General features: G+C 59.3%; 23 protein-coding genes. 13 read left to right on the top strand and 10 right to left on the bottom strand.

What is annotated here, in order from left to right; all coding sequences use genetic code 11:
• Positions 1 to 5: 5 nt before the first annotated feature.
• From ACZ89E_RS16525 to recX, 7 genes are all read left to right on the top strand, one after another.
• The gene (locus tag ACZ89E_RS16525) at positions 6 to 1,559 is read left to right on the top strand and encodes a phage tail protein (protein ID WP_476256067.1); all 1,554 of its coding nucleotides are present in this window, start codon (positions 6 to 8) and stop codon (positions 1,557 to 1,559) included.
• A gap of 58 nt (positions 1,560 to 1,617) precedes the next feature.
• Complete coding sequence (locus ACZ89E_RS16520; RefSeq protein ID WP_476256066.1) at positions 1,618 to 2,028, top strand: tail fiber assembly protein; 411 nt, start codon at positions 1,618 to 1,620, stop codon at positions 2,026 to 2,028.
• Positions 2,029 to 2,333: 305 nt separating this feature from the next.
• Positions 2,334 to 2,897: a glycoside hydrolase family 19 protein gene (locus tag ACZ89E_RS16515; RefSeq protein ID WP_476256065.1), complete on the top strand. Its 564-nt coding sequence runs from the start codon at positions 2,334 to 2,336 to the stop codon at positions 2,895 to 2,897.
• Positions 2,879 to 3,397, top strand: a complete 519-nt coding sequence (locus ACZ89E_RS16510; RefSeq protein WP_476256064.1) for a lysis system spanin subunit — start codon at positions 2,879 to 2,881, stop codon at positions 3,395 to 3,397. Before ACZ89E_RS16515 ends, ACZ89E_RS16510 begins: the two co-directional genes overlap by 19 nt.
• Positions 3,398 to 3,476: 79 nt before the next feature.
• Positions 3,477 to 3,977: a CinA family protein gene (locus ACZ89E_RS16505; protein ID WP_463259554.1), complete on the top strand. Its 501-nt coding sequence runs from the start codon at positions 3,477 to 3,479 to the stop codon at positions 3,975 to 3,977.
• An 83-nt stretch (positions 3,978 to 4,060) separates the two neighbouring features.
• Positions 4,061 to 5,113 (top strand): recombinase RecA, encoded by a 1,053-nt coding sequence (gene recA / locus ACZ89E_RS16500; RefSeq protein ID WP_149657340.1) that lies wholly within the window; start codon positions 4,061 to 4,063, stop codon positions 5,111 to 5,113.
• A gap of 8 nt (positions 5,114 to 5,121) precedes the next feature.
• Positions 5,122 to 5,589: a recombination regulator RecX gene (gene recX / locus ACZ89E_RS16495; protein ID WP_133837286.1), complete on the top strand. Its 468-nt coding sequence runs from the start codon at positions 5,122 to 5,124 to the stop codon at positions 5,587 to 5,589.
• 51 nt (positions 5,590 to 5,640) lie between these two features.
• On the opposite strand, the gene ACZ89E_RS16490 is transcribed toward recX, so the two are convergent.
• Positions 5,641 to 6,759, bottom strand: coding sequence for an LOG family protein (locus tag ACZ89E_RS16490; RefSeq protein WP_149657339.1), 1,119 nt, complete (start codon positions 6,757 to 6,759; stop codon positions 5,641 to 5,643).
• Between the two features lie 349 nt (positions 6,760 to 7,108).
• On the opposite strand from ACZ89E_RS16490, the gene ACZ89E_RS16485 reads away from it, so the two are divergent.
• Complete coding sequence (locus ACZ89E_RS16485; protein WP_054047053.1) at positions 7,109 to 7,303, top strand: hypothetical protein; 195 nt, start codon at positions 7,109 to 7,111, stop codon at positions 7,301 to 7,303.
• Here the strand turns inward: ACZ89E_RS16485 and ACZ89E_RS16480 are convergent, their stop codons facing one another.
• A complete protein-coding gene (locus ACZ89E_RS16480) occupies positions 7,304 to 7,729 on the bottom strand; it encodes a PA3611 family quorum-sensing-regulated virulence factor (RefSeq protein WP_123405872.1) in 426 nt (141 codons plus the stop codon).
• Between the two features lie 190 nt (positions 7,730 to 7,919).
• Between ACZ89E_RS16480 and ACZ89E_RS16475 the strand changes: the two genes are divergently transcribed.
• The 3 genes from ACZ89E_RS16475 (at position 7,920) to ACZ89E_RS16465 (ending at position 9,964) form a co-directional block, all read left to right on the top strand.
• Positions 7,920 to 8,678, top strand: coding sequence for a tRNA-uridine aminocarboxypropyltransferase (locus ACZ89E_RS16475; RefSeq protein WP_463259555.1), 759 nt, complete (start codon positions 7,920 to 7,922; stop codon positions 8,676 to 8,678).
• A 197-nt stretch (positions 8,679 to 8,875) separates the two neighbouring features.
• Entirely contained in the window at positions 8,876 to 9,526 is a 651-nt protein-coding gene (erdR, locus tag ACZ89E_RS16470; RefSeq protein ID WP_149657337.1) for a response regulator transcription factor ErdR, read from the top strand.
• Between the two features lie 75 nt (positions 9,527 to 9,601).
• Positions 9,602 to 9,964, top strand: coding sequence for a diacylglycerol kinase (locus tag ACZ89E_RS16465; protein ID WP_133837290.1), 363 nt, complete (start codon positions 9,602 to 9,604; stop codon positions 9,962 to 9,964).
• On the opposite strand, the gene ACZ89E_RS16460 is transcribed toward ACZ89E_RS16465, so the two are convergent.
• Complete coding sequence (locus tag ACZ89E_RS16460) at positions 9,961 to 10,887, bottom strand: LysR family transcriptional regulator (protein ID WP_178128992.1); 927 nt, start codon at positions 10,885 to 10,887, stop codon at positions 9,961 to 9,963. The two genes, ACZ89E_RS16465 and ACZ89E_RS16460, sit on opposite strands and share 4 nt — an antisense overlap.
• Positions 10,888 to 11,029: 142 nt before the next feature.
• On the opposite strand from ACZ89E_RS16460, the gene fpr reads away from it, so the two are divergent.
• A complete protein-coding gene (fpr, locus tag ACZ89E_RS16455) occupies positions 11,030 to 11,809 on the top strand; it encodes a ferredoxin-NADP reductase (RefSeq protein WP_003443014.1) in 780 nt (259 codons plus the stop codon).
• Between the two features lie 180 nt (positions 11,810 to 11,989).
• Here fpr and tsaA read toward each other — a convergent pair whose 3' ends face one another.
• The 6 genes from tsaA to rimO all read right to left on the bottom strand — a co-directional run bounded on the left by tsaA (position 11,990) and on the right by rimO (position 17,091).
• On the bottom strand, positions 11,990 to 12,691 hold the full coding sequence (gene tsaA, locus ACZ89E_RS16450) for a tRNA (N6-threonylcarbamoyladenosine(37)-N6)-methyltransferase TrmO (RefSeq protein WP_149657335.1): 702 nt from the start codon (positions 12,689 to 12,691) through the stop codon (positions 11,990 to 11,992).
• 190 nt (positions 12,692 to 12,881) lie between these two features.
• A complete protein-coding gene (locus ACZ89E_RS16445) occupies positions 12,882 to 13,652 on the bottom strand; it encodes an SDR family oxidoreductase (protein ID WP_463259558.1) in 771 nt (256 codons plus the stop codon).
• A gap of 180 nt (positions 13,653 to 13,832) precedes the next feature.
• Positions 13,833 to 14,300, bottom strand: coding sequence for a YehS family protein (locus ACZ89E_RS16440; protein ID WP_463259559.1), 468 nt, complete (start codon positions 14,298 to 14,300; stop codon positions 13,833 to 13,835).
• Between the two features lie 74 nt (positions 14,301 to 14,374).
• The gene (locus ACZ89E_RS16435) at positions 14,375 to 15,085 is read right to left on the bottom strand and encodes an rRNA pseudouridine synthase (protein ID WP_476256063.1); all 711 of its coding nucleotides are present in this window, start codon (positions 15,083 to 15,085) and stop codon (positions 14,375 to 14,377) included.
• Between the two features lie 82 nt (positions 15,086 to 15,167).
• Positions 15,168 to 15,641, bottom strand: a complete 474-nt coding sequence (locus ACZ89E_RS16430) for a GNAT family N-acetyltransferase (RefSeq protein ID WP_476256062.1) — start codon at positions 15,639 to 15,641, stop codon at positions 15,168 to 15,170.
• 112 nt (positions 15,642 to 15,753) lie between these two features.
• Positions 15,754 to 17,091, bottom strand: coding sequence for a 30S ribosomal protein S12 methylthiotransferase RimO (gene rimO, locus ACZ89E_RS16425; protein WP_123512023.1), 1,338 nt, complete (start codon positions 17,089 to 17,091; stop codon positions 15,754 to 15,756).
• Positions 17,092 to 17,380: 289 nt separating this feature from the next.
• Here rimO and ACZ89E_RS16420 point away from each other — a divergent pair, with 289 nt between their 5' ends.
• Complete coding sequence (locus ACZ89E_RS16420) at positions 17,381 to 19,282, top strand: potassium transporter Kup (RefSeq protein WP_476256061.1); 1,902 nt, start codon at positions 17,381 to 17,383, stop codon at positions 19,280 to 19,282.
• Positions 19,283 to 19,341: 59 nt separating this feature from the next.
• Here the strand turns inward: ACZ89E_RS16420 and ACZ89E_RS16415 are convergent, their stop codons facing one another.
• On the bottom strand, positions 19,342 to 19,668 hold the full coding sequence (locus ACZ89E_RS16415) for a DUF3077 domain-containing protein (RefSeq protein ID WP_463259562.1): 327 nt from the start codon (positions 19,666 to 19,668) through the stop codon (positions 19,342 to 19,344).
• Positions 19,669 to 20,124 lie beyond the last annotated feature (456 nt).

Here is a 20,124-nt window from a genome sequence, read left to right as displayed (position 1 = left end):
GAAGTATGGATTACCCAAAAAACACACCCAGTGTCGGGCTAGTGAATGGACAGTTTGTGGATGAAAACCCGGTTGCAGGAACGCCGGGTTCTTTGATTCCGGCAACGTGGGGCAACGCCGTCACTCAGGAGATCCTGAATGTGATCAAGGCGGCTGGCATCGTGCCCAAGGAAGAGGTGTCGACTCAATTACTCGAAGCGATCCAGAGTTTTGCGGCCCATGATTTCAAGAACTCGGTGCGTGCCGCGACCACGGGGACGATTGCACTCAGTGGTTTGCAGAACATCGACGGCGTGCAACTGGCGGTGGCCGACCGGGTCCTGGTGAAAGACCAGGCCAATGCCGCGCAAAACGGTGTCTATGTGGCGGCGACCGGTTCATGGTCGCGAGCGGTGGATGCGGCTCAAGACTATCAAGTGACCACCAGTTTTATTGTGGCTACCGACGAAGGCGTGGTGAACAAGTCTCGCCTCTGGCAACTGACAACACCTGGCCCGATCAAGGTGGGTGCCACCGGCCTGACCTTCGAAATGCTGGCGGGCTACACCGGCGTGGCGCCTGGTGAATACCGCAAGGTCATGGTCAATGCGCGAGGTCAGGTAACGTCCGGCACCAATCCGGTCACGCTGGACGGCTACGGTATTGCCGATGCCTATACCAAAGTGGCGGCCAATAATGCCTTCGTCAAACAGGGCGGCGGAACCGGACAACTCGGCAATGCGGTATCGATTGGCTGGGATGGCAAGAACATCCTTATCCAGGTGGATGCCACCAGTTTTGGTGCCTTGTGGTGTGCCGCAAACTTCGATCCTGGCTCCAAGGCTAACGTGGCGGACGTTTACAGCAAGACGGCAGTGAATGGCTTGCTCGACGGCAAAATCACGTCGGATAGCTGTTCGGTCGCCGGTTTTGCCGGGGGCAGTTCCGCCGTGCCCTACATGAGGAACAAGAACACCAACGAAGTCATCACACTGGCCAAAACAGCGACGACCCTTGGTGGTTATGGCATCACGGATGCCCCCACCACGGCACAAGTCAACTCGCAGGTGGACGCCCGGGTTTTGCGTGATTCCATCACCTACGCAGGGTTTGCCGGTGACAACGCAGGGCTGCCTTACTTTCGACGAGCTAGCGACGGCATCGTGTACTACTTGCAACCACGCCTGGGGTTTCCACCGGTCCGGCAGGGTGGAGGGAATTTCCAGTCGACCAATACGGTAATGATCGGCTGGGCGGCTGATGGTTCGTCGCTAAGGGCACAAGTGGATGCGACCGATCTGGGCAGTATCTGGACTGATGGTATCGCCAATGCCAAGGCGGTCTTCGCGCAATCGACGACGGGGGCGGGGGCGGTTGGCTCCTATGCGCTGCTGGTGGTCGGCGGAGGCGGTGGTGTGGGGGCAAGTGAGCTTGCCGCCGGAGTCAATTGCCGGTTTACAGCCACTGACGGTTCCGCTTGGGGCGGCGCTCCTGCCGGAACATGGCGACTGATGGGCGCTATTCGAAATGCGGACGGCCAAAGCCCCGACTCCACCACTCTATGCCTGAGGGTTTCTTGAAATGATGACAATACTCAATGCACGTCAGCCACGCTGGAATGACGTTGAACACACCTCGTTGAACCTGTTCGTAACGTTTGAGGAAACCAAGGACACGCTGGGGGAGGTGCCCTTTACGGCCTCGCCGAAAGACCCGGAACCCCACGGGCGTGAAGTGTTTGAACGTGCCGTTGCGCTGGAGTACGGCGATATTGCCGAACCCGCTGAAGAAACCCTGAGGCGCGCTCAGCAGATGAAGTGTTCTGGATTCTCGGCGTTGGCGACTTCGATGATCGCCAAGTTGCAGGGTGATCTCAATACGCTCCAGGACTCCGTGGCGCTGGATATGGCCACGGAGACGGAGGTGGCATTACTGCCAACGACCCAGGCACAACTGGACCTCTGGAGAAAATACAGAGTGTTGCTTTCAAGGGTCGAAACCCAGGCAACCTTTCCTCATACGGTCGACTGGCCCAAACAGCCTGATTAATTATTTTTAGTCGGTAGGGGACCGATTGCGCTTGCCTCTGATATCCCCTCAATACTTCTTTTTTTGTTGCTGGTTTAAAAGTCTCCAGGCGTCATTTACGTCAGGCGCTGGTCGGTGCACAGGGGGTTGGCGCAATTCGGTATCGCTGAATAAAAGTTGGAGACAATTAGATGGATTATCCAAAGGATGCTTCCGGCGCAGGGCTGGTCGATGGGAAACAATTCGTCTTTCTCAAACGGATTATTTAATGGAAGGGTAGTTTCAATGAAGTGTTTTACCGCTGAACGGCTTTCCTGGGGGGGGGTATGACGGTTACGCAGCAGCAACTCCAAAACATCATGCCCAACGCCCACTCCCAAGCGGGCGTTTTCATTTCCGCCCTCAACACCGCCATCACCCACCGCAACATCAACACCCCGAAACGCATTGCCGCTTTCCTCGCGCAGGTCGGCCACGAATCGGGGCAGTTGCAGTACGTGCGGGAACTGGGCAACAACCAGTATCTGAGCAAGTACGACACCGGCACCCTGGCCTTGCGTTTGGGCAACACTCCAGAGGCTGATGGTGATGGCCAGAAATACCGCGGTCGTGGCCTGATCCAGATTACCGGTCGGAGCAATTACCGAGAGTGCAGCCTCGGCCTGTTTGGCGACGAGCGTCTGCTGGCGCTGCCGGAACTGTTGGAGCAGCCGCAGTGGGCCGCCGAGTCCGCCGCCTGGTTCTGGGAGCTGAACGGCCTCAACGAACTGGCCGACCGCGACCAGTTCAACAGCATCACGCGCCGGATCAACGGCGGGTTGAATGGGCTCGAGGATCGCCTGCAACTCTGGGCGCGGGCGAGGGCGGTGCTATGCCAGCCTTCGGCCTGATCTCCTGGCGAGTGATGGGCGTCGTCGTGTTGGCCGGGTTCTCGGCGACGCTGGTCTGGCAGGTTCAGGATTGGCGTTATGGCGGGCAACTGGCGGAACGAGCCAGGTTGCAGACCGAGACGCTGAATCAGCTGACCCAGGCCGCCGCTACGCAACAACAGGCCGAGCAGGACAAGCGTCTGGCCCTGGAGCAACAGTTGTCGGCCAGTGAACAAACCCATTATCGAGCGCTTAGCGATGCCCAACGTGATCAAGGTCGCCTGCGTGATCGTCTTGCCACTGCTGATGTGCGCCTGTCAGTCCTCCTCGATGCCCATGACGTTGCCGCTAGCTGTGCAATGCCAACCGCCGCCGGCACCGGCGGCGTGGATCATGGCGCCCCAAGAGCCCGACTTGACCCGGCGCATGCTCAACGAATTATCGCCATCACCGACGCCGGCGATCGCGGATTGATTGCCTTGCAGGCTTGTCAGGCCTATATCAAGGCCATCGCTCGCTAACATTTTGATCGGTTCTGTATCTTGCAAGCGCGATGTGCTCGTGTACGGTGGTTCCATTCAGCCCGATCAGGAGAGGACCGTGAAAGAAATCACCCAACTGGCCGCTGAACTTGGCAGGCGCCTGCAAGTTCTCAATGCCCACGTCACCACGGCCGAGTCCTGCACTGGCGGCGGAATCGCCGAGGCGATCACCCGCATTCCCGGGAGTTCTGCGTGGTTTGAGGCCGGCTATGTGACGTATTCCAATCGCCAGAAAACCTTGCAGCTGAATGTGCCCGAGGGGTTGTTCGAGACGGTGGGGGCGGTCAGTCGCGAGGTGGTCGAGGCCATGGTCCGTGGCGCGCAGGACAAAAGTCACGCGCGGTTTGCCGTCGCGGTCAGCGGTGTGGCGGGGCCGGACGGTGGTTCTGCGAGCAAGCCAGTAGGGACGGTCTGGTTGGCCTGGGGCGTTGGGGAGGTCGTGTTCAGTGAGGTCCAGCACTTCCCTGGTAACCGCGACGAGGTCCGCCGACAAACGGTCAAGGCCGCGCTAGAGGGGCTGCTGCGCCATGCCACTGGAGAAATCTCAAATCAGGGGTAGGCGATCCTGAAACGCTGTGGAATAATACTGGCTACTTATACAGGTGTTGGCCGTCAGGCCTTATTGATTACGTGAGGACTTTAATGGACGACAACAAGAAGAAAGCCTTGGCTGCGGCCCTGGGTCAGATCGAACGTCAATTCGGCAAGGGTGCCGTAATGCGTATGGGCGATCAGGACCGTCAGGCGATCCCGGCTATCTCCACTGGCTCTCTGGGTCTGGACATCGCGCTCGGCATTGGCGGCCTGCCAAAAGGCCGTATCGTTGAAATCTACGGTCCTGAATCCTCCGGTAAAACCACGCTGACACTGTCGGTGATCGCCCAGGCTCAAAAAGCCGGCGCGACCTGCGCATTCGTCGACGCCGAACACGCCCTCGACCCTGAGTACGCCGGCAAGCTGGGCGTCAACGTCGACGACCTGCTGGTTTCCCAGCCGGACACCGGCGAGCAGGCCCTGGAAATCACCGACATGCTGGTGCGTTCCAACGCGGTTGACGTGATCATCGTCGACTCCGTCGCCGCTCTGGTGCCGAAGGCCGAGATCGAAGGCGAAATGGGTGACATGCACGTGGGCCTGCAAGCCCGTCTGATGTCCCAGGCGCTGCGCAAGATCACCGGTAACATCAAGAACGCCAACTGCCTGGTTATCTTCATCAACCAGATCCGTATGAAAATCGGCGTGATGTTCGGCAGCCCGGAAACCACCACCGGTGGTAACGCGCTGAAGTTCTACGCTTCGGTTCGTCTGGATATCCGTCGTACTGGTGCGGTGAAGGAAGGTGACGAGGTTGTCGGTAGCGAAACCCGCGTCAAGGTTGTGAAGAACAAGGTCGCTTCGCCGTTCCGTCAGGCCGAGTTCCAGATTCTTTACGGCAAGGGCATCTACCTCAACGGTGAGATGATCGACCTGGGTGTGTTGCACGGTTTCGTCGAGAAGTCCGGTGCCTGGTACGCCTATGAAGGCACCAAGATCGGTCAGGGCAAGGCCAACTCGGCCAAGTTCCTGGCAGACAATCCGGAAATTGCCGCGAAGCTCGAGAAGCAGCTGCGTGACAAGCTGCTGACTCCAGCACCGGACGTCAAAGCATCGCCAGTCAAAGAGACGGCTGGTGACTTGGCCGACGCTGATATCTGATTGATCCGATGACCGCCGTACTCGATACACTCGTCGCAGTGCGGCGAACCGCCATGGACCTGCTCGCACGACGCGAGCACGGTCGGGTCGAGCTGACGCGTAAACTGCGTCAGCGCGGCGCCCTCCCGGAAATGATCGACACAGCACTCGACCGGTTGACGGAAGAGGGTTTGCTGTCCGAATCCCGTTACCTCGAAAGTTTCGTTTCCTACCGTGCCCGTTCCGGTTATGGCCCTTTGCGCATTCGCGAAGAGCTGGGCCAGCGCGGCCTGCAACGTCCCGATATCGAGCTTGCCTTGCGCGAAAGCGGTATCAACTGGCAGGAACAACTGGAAGACACCTGGCGGCGCAAGTTTGCCGGGCATCTACCGATAGACATGCGCGAGCGCGCCAAGCAAGGGCGCTTCCTGGCTTATCGGGGGTTTTCCATGGAGATGATCAACCGCTTGTTCAGCGGTCGAGGGATGGACGACTAAATAAAAACGGCCCGCTATTTCGATAGCGGGCCGTTTTTTTTTGCCTGTTGTTTACGTCACCTTGGACGGTTCCCGGGTGCGCTGTTGCGCCTGGGGTTTGGGCTGCGCCCAGTTTTCCGGCAGGTTGATGAAGTCCACCAACTCCCGCAAGCGCCCATGATCACGGGCATTGAAGGTAAAGGCCAGTCGTGCCAGATGGCTGAACTGCGGCTCATCGTGTTCCTCGCCGCTATACACATGCTGATGGAAGTGGTCGCTCAGGCACAGGTCGGCGAACGCCGTCTGCATGTGTTCAAGCGCGCCATCGCTGAGCTGATGATGCATTCGAATCACGAATTGATGCTTGAGCCAGCGGCTGGAGTGGAAGTTGCTATAGAACTGGTTGATCTCCTCCACCGCTTCTTCGGCGCTGTAGACCAGGCTGACCAGCTTCATGTCGGTGGGCAGGATGTAGCGGTTTTCCTCCAGTTGATGGTGGATGAAGTCCAGCGCGCCCTGCCAGAACGTGCCGCCCGGCGTATCCAGCAACACCACAGGCACCAATGGGCTTTTGCCGGTCTGGATCAACGTCAGCACTTCCAGCGCTTCGTCCAGCGTACCGAAACCGCCCGGGCACAGGACCAGCGCGTCGGCTTCCTTGACGAAGAACAGCTTGCGGGTAAAGAAGAAGTGGAAGGACAGCAGGTTGCTGGTGCCCTGGACGGTCGGGTTGGCATGCTGCTCGAAGGGCAGGGTGATATTGAACCCCAGGCTATGTTCCAGGCCCGCGCCTTCATGGGCGGCGGCCATGATGCCGCCACCGGCTCCGGTGATGACCATCAGGTCCGAGCGCGCCAACGCAGCGCCGAGTTCCCGGGCCATGCCATACAGCGGATGTTCGATCGGCGTACGGGCCGAGCCGAACACAGTGACTTTGCGCCGCCCCTTGAACTGCTCCAGCACACGGAACGCGTGCTCCAGTTCGCGCAGGGCCTGCAGGGTGATCTTGGCGTTCCAGCGGTTGTGATCTTCCTGGGCCATGCGCAGCACGGTCAGGATCATGTCGCGGTAAATCGGGATGTTGGGGCTATTGGGTGAAACCAGGTTGAGTTGCTCTTCGACCTTGCTGGTGAGGTCGTGGCCGCTTTCTTCAAAATGACGGCTGAGGAGGTCATTCGGTTGGTAAGGCATTCAACTTCTCCTTGCATGCAGGCTGTGTTTTTTCCAGCGAGTGAAAAAAACCTTCGCAACAACAAACGCATAGCGGGCCGCTCCTTTTCGGCCTGGCAGTCAATGTGAATACGCTAAATCTAGTTCCTCTGGAGCAATTACGCTGCCTTGATCATTGCGCCGCAAAGTCTTTCCTGGCAACCGCTTATTGACGATTTGCAAGGTGGTTTCACCGCTCGTCTGAACGCCGGCCCGCTGGCTGTGGCTCTGATTTACTAAATTACAGGCGTGACGCGACAACTTTGCGTCAAAGGCAGTACGCGAAGTTCATGCGGTTCAGGGATTTGAGTGGGCAGGGAGGCGGGAAATCATGGCCAGATTGATTCTGGAGATCGATGCGCAACTGTATCGATTATTGAAATCGTCAGCCGAGACCAATCATTTGAGTCTTGAAGAGGAGTGCTGCCGGCGTCTGGGCGGTGGCGAGCGCCGTTCCCGTTATTTGCAGGCCTTGCTGGCAGAACTGCGCGCCGAGGATGAACAGCGGCGCGCCAATTCTCGATGATTACTTCTTCTTGGCCGGGGTTGCTTTTGGGCAATCCGATTCCTGATAACTGGCGGAACCGACCGAGCGGTTAGTCTTCACCTCAGTGAAGTCGTAACGCATGACCGCGCCCTTGGCCATCAGTTTGCGGAACGATGGATTGTTGCAGACAGAGGCGCCCAGCTGGAAATACACGGCTTTCGGATCGGCGCGCATCTTGTCGGCGTGGCTGCTTTGTACGCTCAAGTGGTTGATCAGCGTATTGCCTTCGACGGTGTAGCCTTGATCAAGAATGTCCTCGTTGATCGCCCGCGGTGTGCCGACGCTGCTCTGGACGGCGACGTTGCGCAGCTCTCTGTTGAGGTTCTGCTCACTCAAGGAAGCAGCCTGAGCGCTGAAGGACGACGCCAATAGAACGGCAGCGGTGGGAACGATAAGGCGCAGCATGAAACTCTCCTGGTTCAGTGACTGGTTGGTTCGACCCGTCACGTGACTGTGCGTTCAGTGGCGGCGGATTATAGGGGAGCGGGCCCGGACGGTACAGGCTTGCGCCGGCCGCTCTGATAAACTGCCGGCACTTTCCACCCTGCCGAGTGTTTCTTGTGTCGATTTTCCTTACCTGTCGGCGTCGCCTGCGATGAACCTTCAACTCCCAGGCTTTGCCGCAAACGCCGTGGCCCGCTTGCGCGATGAGCGCGAAGAGGAGGGTATCAAGCCGATTCAGGCGCGCGGCTGGCGCGCAACCCGTTGCCGTGCCTGCCGAGTGATCGAGAGCCATTGCTTGTGCGCCTGGCGTCCGCAGGTCGAGACCCGTTCCGGCGTGTGCCTGATCATGACCAACAAGGAAGTGTTCAAGCCGAGCAATACCGGTTGGCTGATTGCTGACGTCGTGCGTGACAACCATGCCTTCATTTGGTCGCGCACGGAAACCGATCAAAAGCTGCTGGACCTGCTGGCCGACCCGCAATGGCAGCCCTACCTGGTGTTTCCGGGCGAGTACGTCGAGCCTGAGCGCGTGACCAACACCGTCGACCTTGAGAGCAGCAAGCGGCCATTGTTCATTCTGCTGGACGCGACCTGGACCGAAGCCCGGAAAATCTTTCGCAAAAGCCCCTATTTCGACCGGTTACCGATCCTCAGCCTGCTCCCCGAAAAACTCTCCCGCTACCGCTTGCGCCGCTCGACCCGCAGCGAGCACCTGTGCACCGCCGAAGTGGCGGCGCTGTGCCTGGACCTGGCGGGCGATACCGACGCGGCCTCGGCGCTGGACGCTTACTTCGACGTGTTCAGCCAGCATTACCTGGACGCCAAGCACCAGTTGGATATGAACGTTGCAACACCGGCCCACGCCGAACTGATGCCCTTCGTGCAGAAAACGGTTCCGGTCATCGGCTGATTGTCGCCCATACTGCAAAGAACTGTACCGGCCAAGCACCTTGACCACCCCGTCTTCGCTGGGCATGCTTGGCGCCGATTAGGGCGCGGCCAGAGTTTGAAACGCCGTGTGATCACGTAATTGGCGTTGAACGTGCCCTGTTGGTCCAGCTCCGTGGCTGTACCTTGAGTTGCTTGAAAAACAGGATCATTTGAAAAATGGCCACATACGAAATCCTGATTGCCGATGACCACCCTCTTTTTCGAAGTGCATTACACCAAGCGTTGACCCTGGGCCTGGGCCCGGATGTCCGTCTGGTGGAAGTGGCGAGCATTGCCGAACTTGAAACCCGCCTGGACGAAAAATCCGACTGGGACCTGGTGCTGCTGGACCTGAACATGCCGGGAGCCTACGGTTTTTCCGGGCTGGTGTTGTTGCGCGGTCAGTACCCGCAGATTCCGGTGGTGATGGTCTCGGCCCAGGAAGAAGCCTCGATCATGGTCAAGTCCCGTGAATTCGGGGCCAGCGGTTTCATTCCCAAGTCGAGCGACCTGAGTGTCATTCAGAAAGCCGTGCGTGCGGTGCTCGATGGCGACGTCTTCTGGCCGCCCCAGGCGTTCGAAGCGGTTAGCGTGTCTGCCGAAGCCAAAGCGGCCAGTGAGGGGCTTGCGAGCTTGACGCCCCAGCAGTTCCGGGTGCTGACTATGGTCTGTGAAGGGTTGCTGAACAAGCAGATCGCCTATGAGTTGAGCGTGTCAGAAGCGACGATCAAGGCGCATGTGACGGCGATCTTCCGCAAGCTCAATGTGCGGACCCGGACCCAGGCGGCGTTGCTCTTGCAACAACTTGAGTCAATTGCCAGCCATTAAAGCGCTACGTATTCACGCTTTTTTGACCTTATTTACTCTAGCTTTCCCACTCCCTTTTGGTCAGTTGCCTACCCTATGTCACCTTTCAAAGGCCAGACCGGCCTAAAACGCATCCTCAACGCCTCTGGCTACTCCGTGGATGGCCTGCGCGCAGCCTTTACCGGTGAAGCGGCGTTTCGGCAACTGGTGTTGCTCAACGTCATCCTGATTCCGATTTCGTTCTTCCTGAACGTCAGCCGGGTCGAGCAGGCGCTGCTGATCGCCGTGTGCCTGCTGGCCTTGATCGTCGAGTTGCTCAATTCGGCGGTAGAAGCGGCCATCGACCGCATTTCCCTTGAGTTGCACCCACTGTCCAAGAACGCCAAGGACATGGGCAGCGCTGCGCAGTTCGTAGCGTTGACCATGATTGCGCTGGTGTGGGCGGTGATTCTGCTTTAAGCGATGGTGGGGAGTACGATCTCGTCGCTGCGCTGCACCCCGGCGGTGAAGGCGCGGCACAGGTCGAGGAATTCGCGCATCGCCGGCGTCTGAAATTTCTGTTTGTGCCAGATGAAATAGAACTGCCGGGCCAGGTCCAGGTCCGGTGTCTCCAGCGCCACCAGGCTGCCGCGGCGGAAAGCATCACGCAGCGCCAGCCGCGAAATGCAGCCAATCCCCAGGCCGGATTCCACCGCGCGTTTGATCGCTTCGGTGTGTTCCAGCTCCAGGCGAATATTTAACGAGCTGCGATGGTGACGCATGGCCTGGTCAAAGGTCAGCCGCGTGCCAGAGCCTTGCTCGCGCAGGATCCAGGCCTCGTGGCTCAGTTCTTCCATGGTCGCGATGCCGCGTTTGGCCAGCGGATGCTGGGGGGCGCAGAACACCACCAGCTCATCCTCGACCCAGCTTTGTACTTCGATGTCCGGGTGGCTGCAGTCGCCTTCGATTAGACCCAGATCAATTTCATAGTGGGCGACTTGTTGCACGATGTTGGCCGTGTTCTGTACGTGCAGCTTCACCTGGCTTTCCGGGTGACGCTGCATGAAGCTGCCGATCAGCAGCGTCGCCAGGTAATTGCCGATGGTCAGGGTTGCGCCGACCGCCAAGGAGCCGAAACCGGACTTGCCGTTGAGCAGGTCTTCGATTTCCTTGGATTGGTCGAGCAGCGCCACGGCCTGAGGCAACAGCTGTTTACCGAGGGCGTTGAGGCTCAGCCGTTTGCCGGCGCGGTCGAACAGCTGACAACTGGACTGACGCTCCAGCTCGGTGATCGAGGTGCTGGCCGCCGATTGCGAGAGGTTGAGCAGACCCGCAGCACGGGATACGCTTTCCTGCTGAGCGACGGCGACGAAGACTTGAAGTTGACGTAGAGTAAATCGCATATCTATATAACCGATAACCCTTATCTTAATAATCCAGTTAACAGATATTGTGGCTGCCATTAGAATGCGATGCAATTGCGCGCGGCTGGTTCTCTTTCTTTAGAAGAGCAGCGCAGACCCAATCTCCAGGAGTCCCACGTACATGAGCAACATGAACCACGAGCGTGTCCTCAGTGTTCATCACTGGAACGACACTCTGTTCAGCTTCAAGTGCACCCGCGATCCGGGCCTGCGCTTCGAGAACGGTCAGTTCGTGATGATCGGCCTGCAACAGCCCAATGGCCGCCCGCTTATGCGCGCTTACTCGATTGCCAGCCCGAACTGGGAAGAGCATCTCGAGTTCTTCAGCATCAAAGTGCCTGATGGCCCGCTGACTTCCCAGTTGCAGCATCTGAAGGAAGGCGACGAGATCATCATCAGCAAGAAGCCTACCGGCACGCTGGTGCTGGATGACTTGAAGCCTGGCAAGCATTTGTACCTGCTCAGCACCGGTACCGGTCTGGCGCCGTTCATGAGCGTCATCCAGGACCCGGAAACCTACGAGCGTTTCGAAAAAGTGATCCTGTGCCACGGCGTACGCTACGTCAACGAAGTCGCCTACCGCGAATTCATCACCGAGCACCTGCCGCAGAACGAGTTCTTCGGCGAGGCCCTGCGTGACAAGTTGATCTACTACCCGACCGTTACCCGCGAGCCGTTCGAGAACGAAGGCCGCCTGACCGACCTGATGCGCAGCGGCAAGCTGTTCAGTGACATCGGCCTGCCACCGATCAACCCGCAGGACGACCGCGCCATGCTGTGCGGCAGCCCGAGCATGCTCGACGAGACCAGCGAAGTGCTGAACAGCTTCGGCCTGAAAGTTTCGCCGCGGATGCGCGAGCCGGGTGATTACCTGATCGAGCGGGCGTTCGTCGAGAAGTAAGCTGTTGTCCGGGTGACGCAGAGCGTCACTGGATGCATTCCCACGCAGCGCGAGGGAACGATCAGCCCCCGTTGCCAGTCAGGCAATGGTGGCTTTTTTATGCCCGGACGCAAAGCCCGCAGGAGCAAGGCTTGCCCGCGATGGCGTCCGTGAGAGCGCCATCGCGAGCAAGCTTTGCGCCTACGGGTGAGAGATGGGGATGACTTCGAGGACGCGAATCACCCCGGCCTCCGGGTAATGCCAGCGCACATCCAGATCCCAGAACTGCGCGCCATATTCCCGTTCCGGCGTGGGAATCTGGTACGCCGGACGTGGGTCTTGTGCCAGGCATTGCTCGATCAACTCAACCAGCGGCTCTTCAAGACGCTGAGCATGCCCGTGAGCCTGTTGCAGTGCTCCATCCGTCCACTGCACGGGAATCAGCTGCGGCGCGGCGCTGGCGATGCTGTTGGAGGCGCTGTCGATGATATCGGCGTAAGGCACGTAGGGTTTGATGTCGAGGATCGGTGTGCCGTCCAGCAAGTCGATGCCGGAGATAAACAGTCGATTGGCCTCAACCTTGTCCAGTTTGACCACGGACTGACCAATGCCGTTAGGCCGATGGGTCGCACGAGTGGCAAATACACCCATGGATTTGTTACCGCCGAGACGAGGAGGGCGGACCTTCAGCCGTGGCTTTTCTTCCAGGGCCTGGTGGAACAGGAACAGCAGCCAGACGTGGCTGACCTGCTCCAGCCCTTGCACCGCGTCGCCCTGATCGAACGGCGCCACCAACTCCAGCACACCGCGAGCGGCCGGGGCCAGTTGCGGTTGGCGCGGGATGGCGAATTTCTCCTTGAAGCAGGAGCGCACGAAGCCGATGGGGGAAACGCTGTAGGTCATGGTTGGGGGATCGAAGCGGGGGAAGAGGCGGGCATGATAACCCACCCCACCTCTGTGGCGAGGGAGCTTGCTCCCGTTCGACTGCGCAGCAGTCGCAAGCGATACACCCGGAATGATCTGAAGAAGCCTGCCTGTTTTTGGGGGGCGCTTCGCACCCCAGCGGGAGCAAGCTCCCTCGCCACAGATCGAGTCAGAGGCTGAACCCACCATCCAGCGGGATGATATTCCCGGTCATATAAGCCCCGGCCGTGCTCGCCAAACTGATCGCCAATGCCGCCATCTCTTCCTCCCGGCCCCAGCGCTTCATCGGGATCAGCGCCGTATCCTGCGCCAGCGCCTGCTCATCATTGCCGATGTGCGCCGTCATCTTGCTCGGAAAGCGCCCCGGCGCGATCACATTGACGTTGATGTGCTGGCTGACCAGCTCCCGCGCCAGGATCCGCGACAATTGATGCAGGGCCGCCTTGCTCGGCCCGTAGGCATACGCCTGCTCACCAAAGGAAGAAATCCCCGCCACCGAGCCGATGTTGATGATTCGCGCGGGATTGGCTTCGGAACCTGCTTTGCGCAACAGCGGCAAAAATTGCTGGATGCAGTTGAACACCGAGGTCACGTTCAACTGCATGACCTTTTCCCAACCCTTGATCGGGTAGCTTTCCAGCGGCGCGCCCCAGGTGGTGCCGGCATTGTTGACCAGAATATCCAGGTGATCGATCTGCTCGCCCAGGCGCGTGGCCAGTTGCAGCACGCCTTCCTCGGTCGCCAGATTCGCCGCGATACCGTGGCAGAGGCCGAACGCACTCAACTCTTCGGCAGTTTGCAGGCAGGCCTCGGCATCCCGGGCGCAGACGTACACGGTCGCGCCAGCCTCGACATAAGCCTTGGCGATCATTTTGCCGATACCACGGGTGCCGCCGGTCACCAGAGCGGTGCGGCCTTGCAGGGAAAAGTAGGGGTGCATGGCGAGTCCTGAAAACTGAAGGGTCAATACACCCTAGTCATCAGCCGCCGGAAGCGGAGCCACTATTTTTGCGAGGAATGGGAGGCCATTCGGCCCAGCTGCAAGCTACAAGCTACAAGCTACAAGCTACAAGCTACAAGCCAGACACGATCCGCTTGCAGCTTGTAGCTTGTAGCTGCTTTACGCTCTCACTCGAAGAGTGAGCCCCTTGAGGAAGTTACGCAGCAACTGGTCGCCACAGGTGCGGTAGTTGGTGTGGCCGAACTTGCGGAACAGCGCGCTCAGCTCAGGCTTGGACACCGGGAACTCCGAAGCCTTGAGGATCGCGTGCATGTCGTCTTCCTTCAGTTCGAAGGCCACGCGCAGTTTCTTCAGGATGATGTTGTTGGTCACCGGGGTTTCGATCGGCTGCGGCGGACGGCTTTCGTCCTTGCCGCGCTTGAAGATCACCAGGCCATCAAGGAAGTGCGCCATGACTTCGTCCGGGCAGCGCACGAAGCCTTCTTCGTCTTCCTCTTTCTTGTCGAGGTAGGTCAGCAGGTCTTCCATGGACACGTCCATGCCGCCGGTCTTGATGATCTCGATGACTTTCTTGTCGCTGATGTCGAGCATGTAGCGCACGCTGCGCAGTACGTCGTTATGAATCATGGTGTGCAATCCTGATATCGGCAGTGGGCGCCGCATAAGCAGCGGCGCCGAAAGGTAGGGCGGCGTGAAAAGTCTTAGAACTTCTCTTTGCCGGACAGGTAGCGCCATTGCCCCAGCGGCACTTTGCCGATGGACACGCCGCCGATGCGAATGCGGCGGATAGCGACGACCTTCAGGCCCACGGCCTGGCAGAACAGGGCAATCACGCCCGGTTGTGGGTTCTTCATCGCAAAGCGCAGACGGTTTTCGTTCTGCCAGCTGGCCTTCACCGCCGGCAGTTCCTTACCCTTGTAAGTCAGGCCGTGGTTCAGGCGGTTGAGGCCGTGAGCCACCATGTCGCCTTCAACCTCGACCACATACTCCTGCTCGATTTTGGCGGAGTCGGCGGTCAGCTTGCGCAGGATCTTCCAGTCCTGGGTGAACACCAGCAGACCGCTGGCATTGGCCTGCAAGTCGGTGCTGGCGGTCAGGCGCAGGAAGTGGCCTTTGAGCGGGCGTTTGCTGAAGCGGTGTTCTTCGCTCAGGGTCTCGGCGCTGATGGAGGCCATGGCCGTTTCCGCGTCCATGCCCACGGGCACGTTGAACAGAATGGTCACCGACTCTGGCGCGGTGGCCTTGGCCTCGGGGTCGAGCTCGACTTTCTGGTTCTCGACCTTGAACTGCGGCTCGTCGATGACTTCGCCGTCCACGGTGACCCAGCCGCCCTCGATGAACAGCTCAGCCTCCCGACGGGAACAGCCGACGAGTTCGATGAGGCGTTTGGAGAGACGAATCGGGTCAGTCATGACAGGGCCGTAACAAAAAAGGGGTGGGCATTGTACCTGCTGGGCGCCGGTTAATCGCGGGTCCATTTGCGCCATGTGGCTTTTAGCCGCGTTGAACCCGCTGATTCGCCTGTTTCATGCGCATGTGCAGCAACGGATAAGGCTGGCCCATGCCGTCATGCTCGGAACGACCGATCACCTCGAACCCCTGTTTGAAGTAAAAGCCCAGCGCCTGCGGGTTCTGTTCGTTGACGTCCAGCTCATCGGCGTGCAGGTGTTCCAGGGCATAGCGCAGCAACTGTTTGCCCAGGCCCTGGCCGCGATGGCCCGGGTCGATAAAGAGCATTTCAATCTTGCCCGCCGCCACGCCGGCGAACCCGGTAATGCGCTGGCGCGGGTCTTTGGTGCAGATCAGCATCACCGCGTCGAGGTAGCGGGTCAGCACCAGGTTCTTCAGCAGCTCGATGTAGCTGTCCGGCAGAAAGTCATGGGTGGCGCGCACCGAGGCCTCCCACACTTGGGTGAGTTCTTCGTAGTCGCTGTGTTTCGGTGTGTGGATGGCCGAATGGTGGCGCATGCCCGCCTGCCTCTCATTGTGTGAATGAAGCGAATCCGTTCTCCACAAAACGATAGACGTAAAAAAGCCCCGCATCTCGTCAAGAGAGCGGGGCTTTTCGTATTTTTTGCGTTTAGATCTGTTCAGCCCACAGGTCGTATTCGTCGGCGTCGGTCACTTTGCACCAGACTTTGTCGCCTGGCTTCAGGTTGCTGCCGTTGTCGATAAACACGTTGCCGTCGATTTCCGGGGCATCGAAGAAGCAGCGGCCAACGGCGCCTTGCTCGTCGACTTCATCGACCAGCACTTCGATTTCACGGCCGACGCGCAGTTGCAGGCGTGCCGAGCTGATGGCCTGTTGGTGCGCCATGAAGCGGTCCCAACGGTCTTGCTTGACGTCGTCCGGCACGATGGCCGCGTCCAGCAGGTTGGCCGGGGCGCCTTCAACCGGCGAGTACTGGAAGCAGCCGACGCGGTCGAGCTGCGCTTCGGTCAGCCAGTTCAGCAGGTACTGGAAGTCTTCTTCGGTCTCGCCCGGGAAGCCGACGATGAAGGTCGAACGGATGATCAGGTCCGGGCAGATTTCGCGCCAGTTCTTGATCCGCGCCAGGGTCTTGTCTTCGAAGGCCGGGCGTTTCATGGCTTTCAGGACTTTCGGGCTGGCGTGCTGGAACGGGATATCGAGGTACGGCAGGATCTTGCCGGCGGCCATCAGCGGGATCAGCTCGTCGACGTGCGGGTACGGGTAAACGTAGTGCAGACGGACCCAGACACCGAGGCTGCTCAAAGCTTCGCAGAGTTCGGTCATGCGGGTTTTCACCGGCGCGCCGTTCCAGAAACCGGTGCGGTATTTCACGTCGACGCCATAGGCACTGGTGTCCTGGGAGATCACCAACAGCTCTTTGACGCCGGCCTTGACCAGCCGCTGGGCTTCGTCGAGCACGTCACCGACCGGACGGCTGACCAGTTTGCCGCGCATCGACGGGATGATGCAGAAGCTGCAGCTGTGGTTGCAGCCTTCGGAAATCTTCAGGTACGCGTAGTGGCGCGGGGTCAACTTGATGCCTTGCGGCGGCACCAGGTCGATCAGCGGGTTGTGATCCTGGCGCGGCGGCACGGCGTCGTGCACGGCGTTGACCACTTGCTCGTACTGCTGCGGACCGGTCACGGCCAGCACGCTTGGGTGCACCTTGCGGATGTTGCCTTCTTCGACGCCCATGCAGCCGGTCACGATGACCTTGCCGTTTTCCTTGATGGCTTCGCCGATCACTTCCAAAGACTCGGCCTTGGCCGAATCGATGAAACCGCAGGTGTTGACCACCACGACATCGGCGTCCTCGTAAGTGGACACGACGTCATAGCCTTCCATGCGCAGCTGGGTGAGGATGCGCTCGGAGTCGACCAGTGCTTTGGGGCAACCCAGGGATACGAAGCCAACCTTTGGATTGGCCGTGGCGGGAGTGGTGGACATGTCTAACCTCGGTATTTGTGACGCCTCCAGCCGTGATCGGCAAGGCGACAAACGGGCGCTTTGTTGCGCCTCTGATCAAAAAGTGCGCAATTCTAGCGATGAGAGGCGCACTTGACCAGCTTTATGCAGGGAAATACGACGAGTGCTGCGCTATGCTTCGCGCCGGTACGCTTTACCGAATTTTTACAGTCAACAAATCGTCTGTAACCTTAAGTAAAACAGCGCATGCTGCACGGCAAAGCATAGTGCTTCTTATAAAAAGTCCGAGTCTGGGTAGTAGGAGTTGTGGATGGGTCAGGCAAGTAGTCAGGCGGCGGGCGCCGAGCATTCGGTGGCGAAGCCGATCGGCATGCTGGTCGCGGCGGTCGGGGTGGTTTACGGCGATATCGGCACAAGCCCCCTGTACACCCTTAAAGAAGTGTTCTCCGGCGGCTATGGCGTACCGGTCAACCATGACGGCGTGTTGGGCATCCTGGCGCTGATCTTCTGGTCGCTGATCTGGGTCGTGTCGTTCAAATACATGATGTTCGTGCTGCGCGCCGACAACCAGGGCGAAGGCGGGATCATGGCCTTGACCGCGCTGGCCAGGCGGGCGGCGGCGGGGCATCCGAAGTTGCGCACCTTGCTGGTGGTCTGCGGGCTGATCGGTGCGGCGCTGTTCTATGGCGACAGCATGATCACCCCGGCGATTTCCGTGCTCTCGGCGATTGAGGGCCTGGGGCTGGCATTCGATGGCATCGACCATTGGGTGGTGCCGCTGTCGCTGGTGGTGCTGGTGGCGTTGTTCCTGATCCAGAGCCACGGTACCGCGCGCATCGGCATTCTGTTCGGGCCGATCATGGTCACCTGGTTTCTGGTGCTCGGTGCGTTGGGCGTCTACGGCATCGTGCAGCACCCGGAAGTGTTGAACGCGATGAACCCGGTGTGGGGCGTGCGTTTCTTCATCGTCCACCCGGGCATGGGCGTGGCGATTCTCGGCGCGGTGGTGTTGGCACTGACCGGTGCCGAAGCGCTGTATGCCGACATGGGCCACTTCGGCCGCAAGCCGATTGCCCGTGCCTGGTTCATCCTGGTGCTGCCGGCCCTGGTGCTGAACTACTTCGGCCAGGGCGCCTTGCTGCTCGGCGACCCGGAAGCCGCGCGCAACCCGTTCTACCTGCTGGCACCGAGCTGGGCGTTGATCCCGCTGGTCGGCCTGTCGACTATGGCCACGGTGATTGCCTCGCAAGCGGTGATTTCCGGCGCGTTCTCCCTGACCCGTCAGGCGATCCAGCTCGGCTACATTCCGCGCATGCACATTCGCCACACCTCCAGCGCCGAACAGGGCCAGATCTACATCGGCGCGGTGAATTGGGCGCTGATGGTCGGCGTGATCCTGTTGGTGTTGGGTTTCGAATCCTCGGGCGCCCTGGCCTCGGCTTACGGCGTCGCCGTGACCGGGACCATGCTGATGACCACCGTGCTGGTGTCGGCTGTGATGTTGCTGCTGTGGAAATGGCCGCCGATTTTCGCCGTGCCGCTGTCGATTGGTTTCCTGCTGGTCGACGGCCTGTACTTCGCCGCCAACGTGCCGAAAATCGTCCAGGGCGGCGCCTTCCCGGTGATCGCCGGGATCGTTCTGTTTGTGCTGATGACCACCTGGAAGCGAGGTAAGCAACTGCTGGTCGAGCGCCTTGACGAAGGTGGTTTACCGCTGCCGATTTTCATCAGCAGCATCGCCGTGCAACCACCGCACCGCGTCCAGGGCACCGCCGTCTTCCTCACCGCACGCCCGGACGCCGTGCCCCACGCGCTGTTGCACAACCTGCTGCATAACCAGGTGCTGCACGAACAAGTGGTGCTGCTGACCGTGGTCTACGAAGACATCCCGCGCGTCCCGGCCTCCCGGCGTTTCGAGGTGGACTCCTACGGCGAAGGCTTCTTCCGCGTCATCCTGCACTTCGGCTTCGTCGACGAACCGGACGTGCCGCAAGCGCTGAAACTGTGTCACCTGGATGACCTGGACTTCAGCCCGATGCGCACCACTTACTTCCTCAGTCGCGAAACCGTCATCGCTTCCAAACTCGAAGGCATGGCCCGCTGGCGCGAGGCGTTGTTTGCGTTCATGTTGCAGAACGCAAACGGCAATTTGCGGTTCTTCAATCTGCCGCTGAATCGGGTGATTGAGTTGGGGACGCAGGTGGAGATGTAAACCGGCGCTAGCAAAAAGCCCCCGTCAGCCTTGTGGCTGGCGGGGGCTTTTTTGTGTCTTTAATTTTTTTCAGGCCGCTCTACTTCCGATTCGGTCTTGGTCCGCGCAGGTCGCGGCGTCAGCACCTTCACCACATCATCGATCACGGCCTTGCCCATTGCCGTCAGGTAATGCGCGGCCCAGGCATGGCGGTCAGTGTCTTTGGCGTAGGCGGCCTCCTTGGCGAAGGATTTGGCGAGGAATAACAGGTCGCAGGCTTGTGACAAGGCATCAACGACGGGGACGCCGGCGCGGACGTTGAATAACGCCTGGTTCGAGCAGTAGATGACGGGGGTGAAGCCGATGGTTTTTAGTTCTGAAATCGCGGTCGAATCAACTTTAGTCATATGTAATTCCTAATTTGAAGGGCTGTCACATTCGTTTCCAAGCGAATGGGTGACAGCTATGCGCGGGTTGGAAAACCGGGAAATTAGGAAACCGGCACGTCCGAAGACGTCCCGCGCACAGCCGCCATAACTCAAGAGCGCAAAATAAAAAGCCTTTGCGATCGTGAAGGGCACGCTGTTGCGACTAATTTCGACGGGTTTCCAAGCCCGATCGCTGAATGGTCAGCGACGTCCGGAGAGTATCCCGTCGAAGAAAAGCGCAACAAGGCATCAAAGTGCCCAAAAACCACGATTCGGAGTTTGCCTACAAGGTCTGTCGGCGTCATCTGATATTGCGACACCGTTCAGTAAATGAAAGTAGCGTGGCAAGTGATTTTACAAGTCGTAGTTTTTTTCGTTGTAGCAGGCGAATGAGAAAAATCGAAAGTACTTGACTATTCAATATTTGCAATGAGA

This window comes from Pseudomonas sp. TE3899 (genome assembly GCF_056279105.1).
The sequence above is the reverse complement of the archived record's forward strand: the minus strand, read 5'-3'. Positions and strand labels throughout refer to the sequence as shown.

Bases quoted from the DNA above. Each gene is read 5' to 3' on its own strand.
- recX (WP_133837286.1), top strand. From the start codon at position 5,122: ATGACCGCCGTACTCGATACACTCGTCGCAGTGCGGCGAACCGCCATG.
- ACZ89E_RS16485 (WP_054047053.1), top strand. From the start codon at position 7,109: ATGGCCAGATTGATTCTGGAGATCGATGCGCAACTGTATCGATTATTG.
- ACZ89E_RS16465 (WP_133837290.1), top strand. From the start codon at position 9,602: ATGTCACCTTTCAAAGGCCAGACCGGCCTAAAACGCATCCTCAACGCC.
- ACZ89E_RS16435 (WP_476256063.1), bottom strand. From the start codon at position 15,085: ATGACTGACCCGATTCGTCTCTCCAAACGCCTCATCGAACTCGTCGGC.
- ACZ89E_RS16525 (WP_476256067.1), top strand. From the start codon at position 6: ATGGATTACCCAAAAAACACACCCAGTGTCGGGCTAGTGAATGGACAG.
- ACZ89E_RS16510 (WP_476256064.1), top strand. From the start codon at position 2,879: ATGCCAGCCTTCGGCCTGATCTCCTGGCGAGTGATGGGCGTCGTCGTG.
- recA (WP_149657340.1), top strand. From the start codon at position 4,061: ATGGACGACAACAAGAAGAAAGCCTTGGCTGCGGCCCTGGGTCAGATC.
- ACZ89E_RS16490 (WP_149657339.1), bottom strand. From the start codon at position 6,759: ATGCCTTACCAACCGAATGACCTCCTCAGCCGTCATTTTGAAGAAAGC.
- rimO (WP_123512023.1), bottom strand. From the start codon at position 17,091: ATGTCCACCACTCCCGCCACGGCCAATCCAAAGGTTGGCTTCGTATCC.
- ACZ89E_RS16420 (WP_476256061.1), top strand. From the start codon at position 17,381: ATGGGTCAGGCAAGTAGTCAGGCGGCGGGCGCCGAGCATTCGGTGGCG.
- erdR (WP_149657337.1), top strand. From the start codon at position 8,876: ATGGCCACATACGAAATCCTGATTGCCGATGACCACCCTCTTTTTCGA.
- ACZ89E_RS16480 (WP_123405872.1), bottom strand. From the start codon at position 7,729: ATGCTGCGCCTTATCGTTCCCACCGCTGCCGTTCTATTGGCGTCGTCC.
- ACZ89E_RS16415 (WP_463259562.1), bottom strand. From the start codon at position 19,668: ATGACTAAAGTTGATTCGACCGCGATTTCAGAACTAAAAACCATCGGC.
- tsaA (WP_149657335.1), bottom strand. From the start codon at position 12,691: ATGACCTACAGCGTTTCCCCCATCGGCTTCGTGCGCTCCTGCTTCAAG.
- ACZ89E_RS16440 (WP_463259559.1), bottom strand. From the start codon at position 14,300: ATGATTCATAACGACGTACTGCGCAGCGTGCGCTACATGCTCGACATC.
- ACZ89E_RS16515 (WP_476256065.1), top strand. From the start codon at position 2,334: ATGACGGTTACGCAGCAGCAACTCCAAAACATCATGCCCAACGCCCAC.
- fpr (WP_003443014.1), top strand. From the start codon at position 11,030: ATGAGCAACATGAACCACGAGCGTGTCCTCAGTGTTCATCACTGGAAC.
- ACZ89E_RS16445 (WP_463259558.1), bottom strand. From the start codon at position 13,652: ATGCACCCCTACTTTTCCCTGCAAGGCCGCACCGCTCTGGTGACCGGC.
- ACZ89E_RS16460 (WP_178128992.1), bottom strand. From the start codon at position 10,887: ATGCGATTTACTCTACGTCAACTTCAAGTCTTCGTCGCCGTCGCTCAG.
- ACZ89E_RS16475 (WP_463259555.1), top strand. From the start codon at position 7,920: ATGAACCTTCAACTCCCAGGCTTTGCCGCAAACGCCGTGGCCCGCTTG.
- ACZ89E_RS16430 (WP_476256062.1), bottom strand. From the start codon at position 15,641: ATGCGCCACCATTCGGCCATCCACACACCGAAACACAGCGACTACGAA.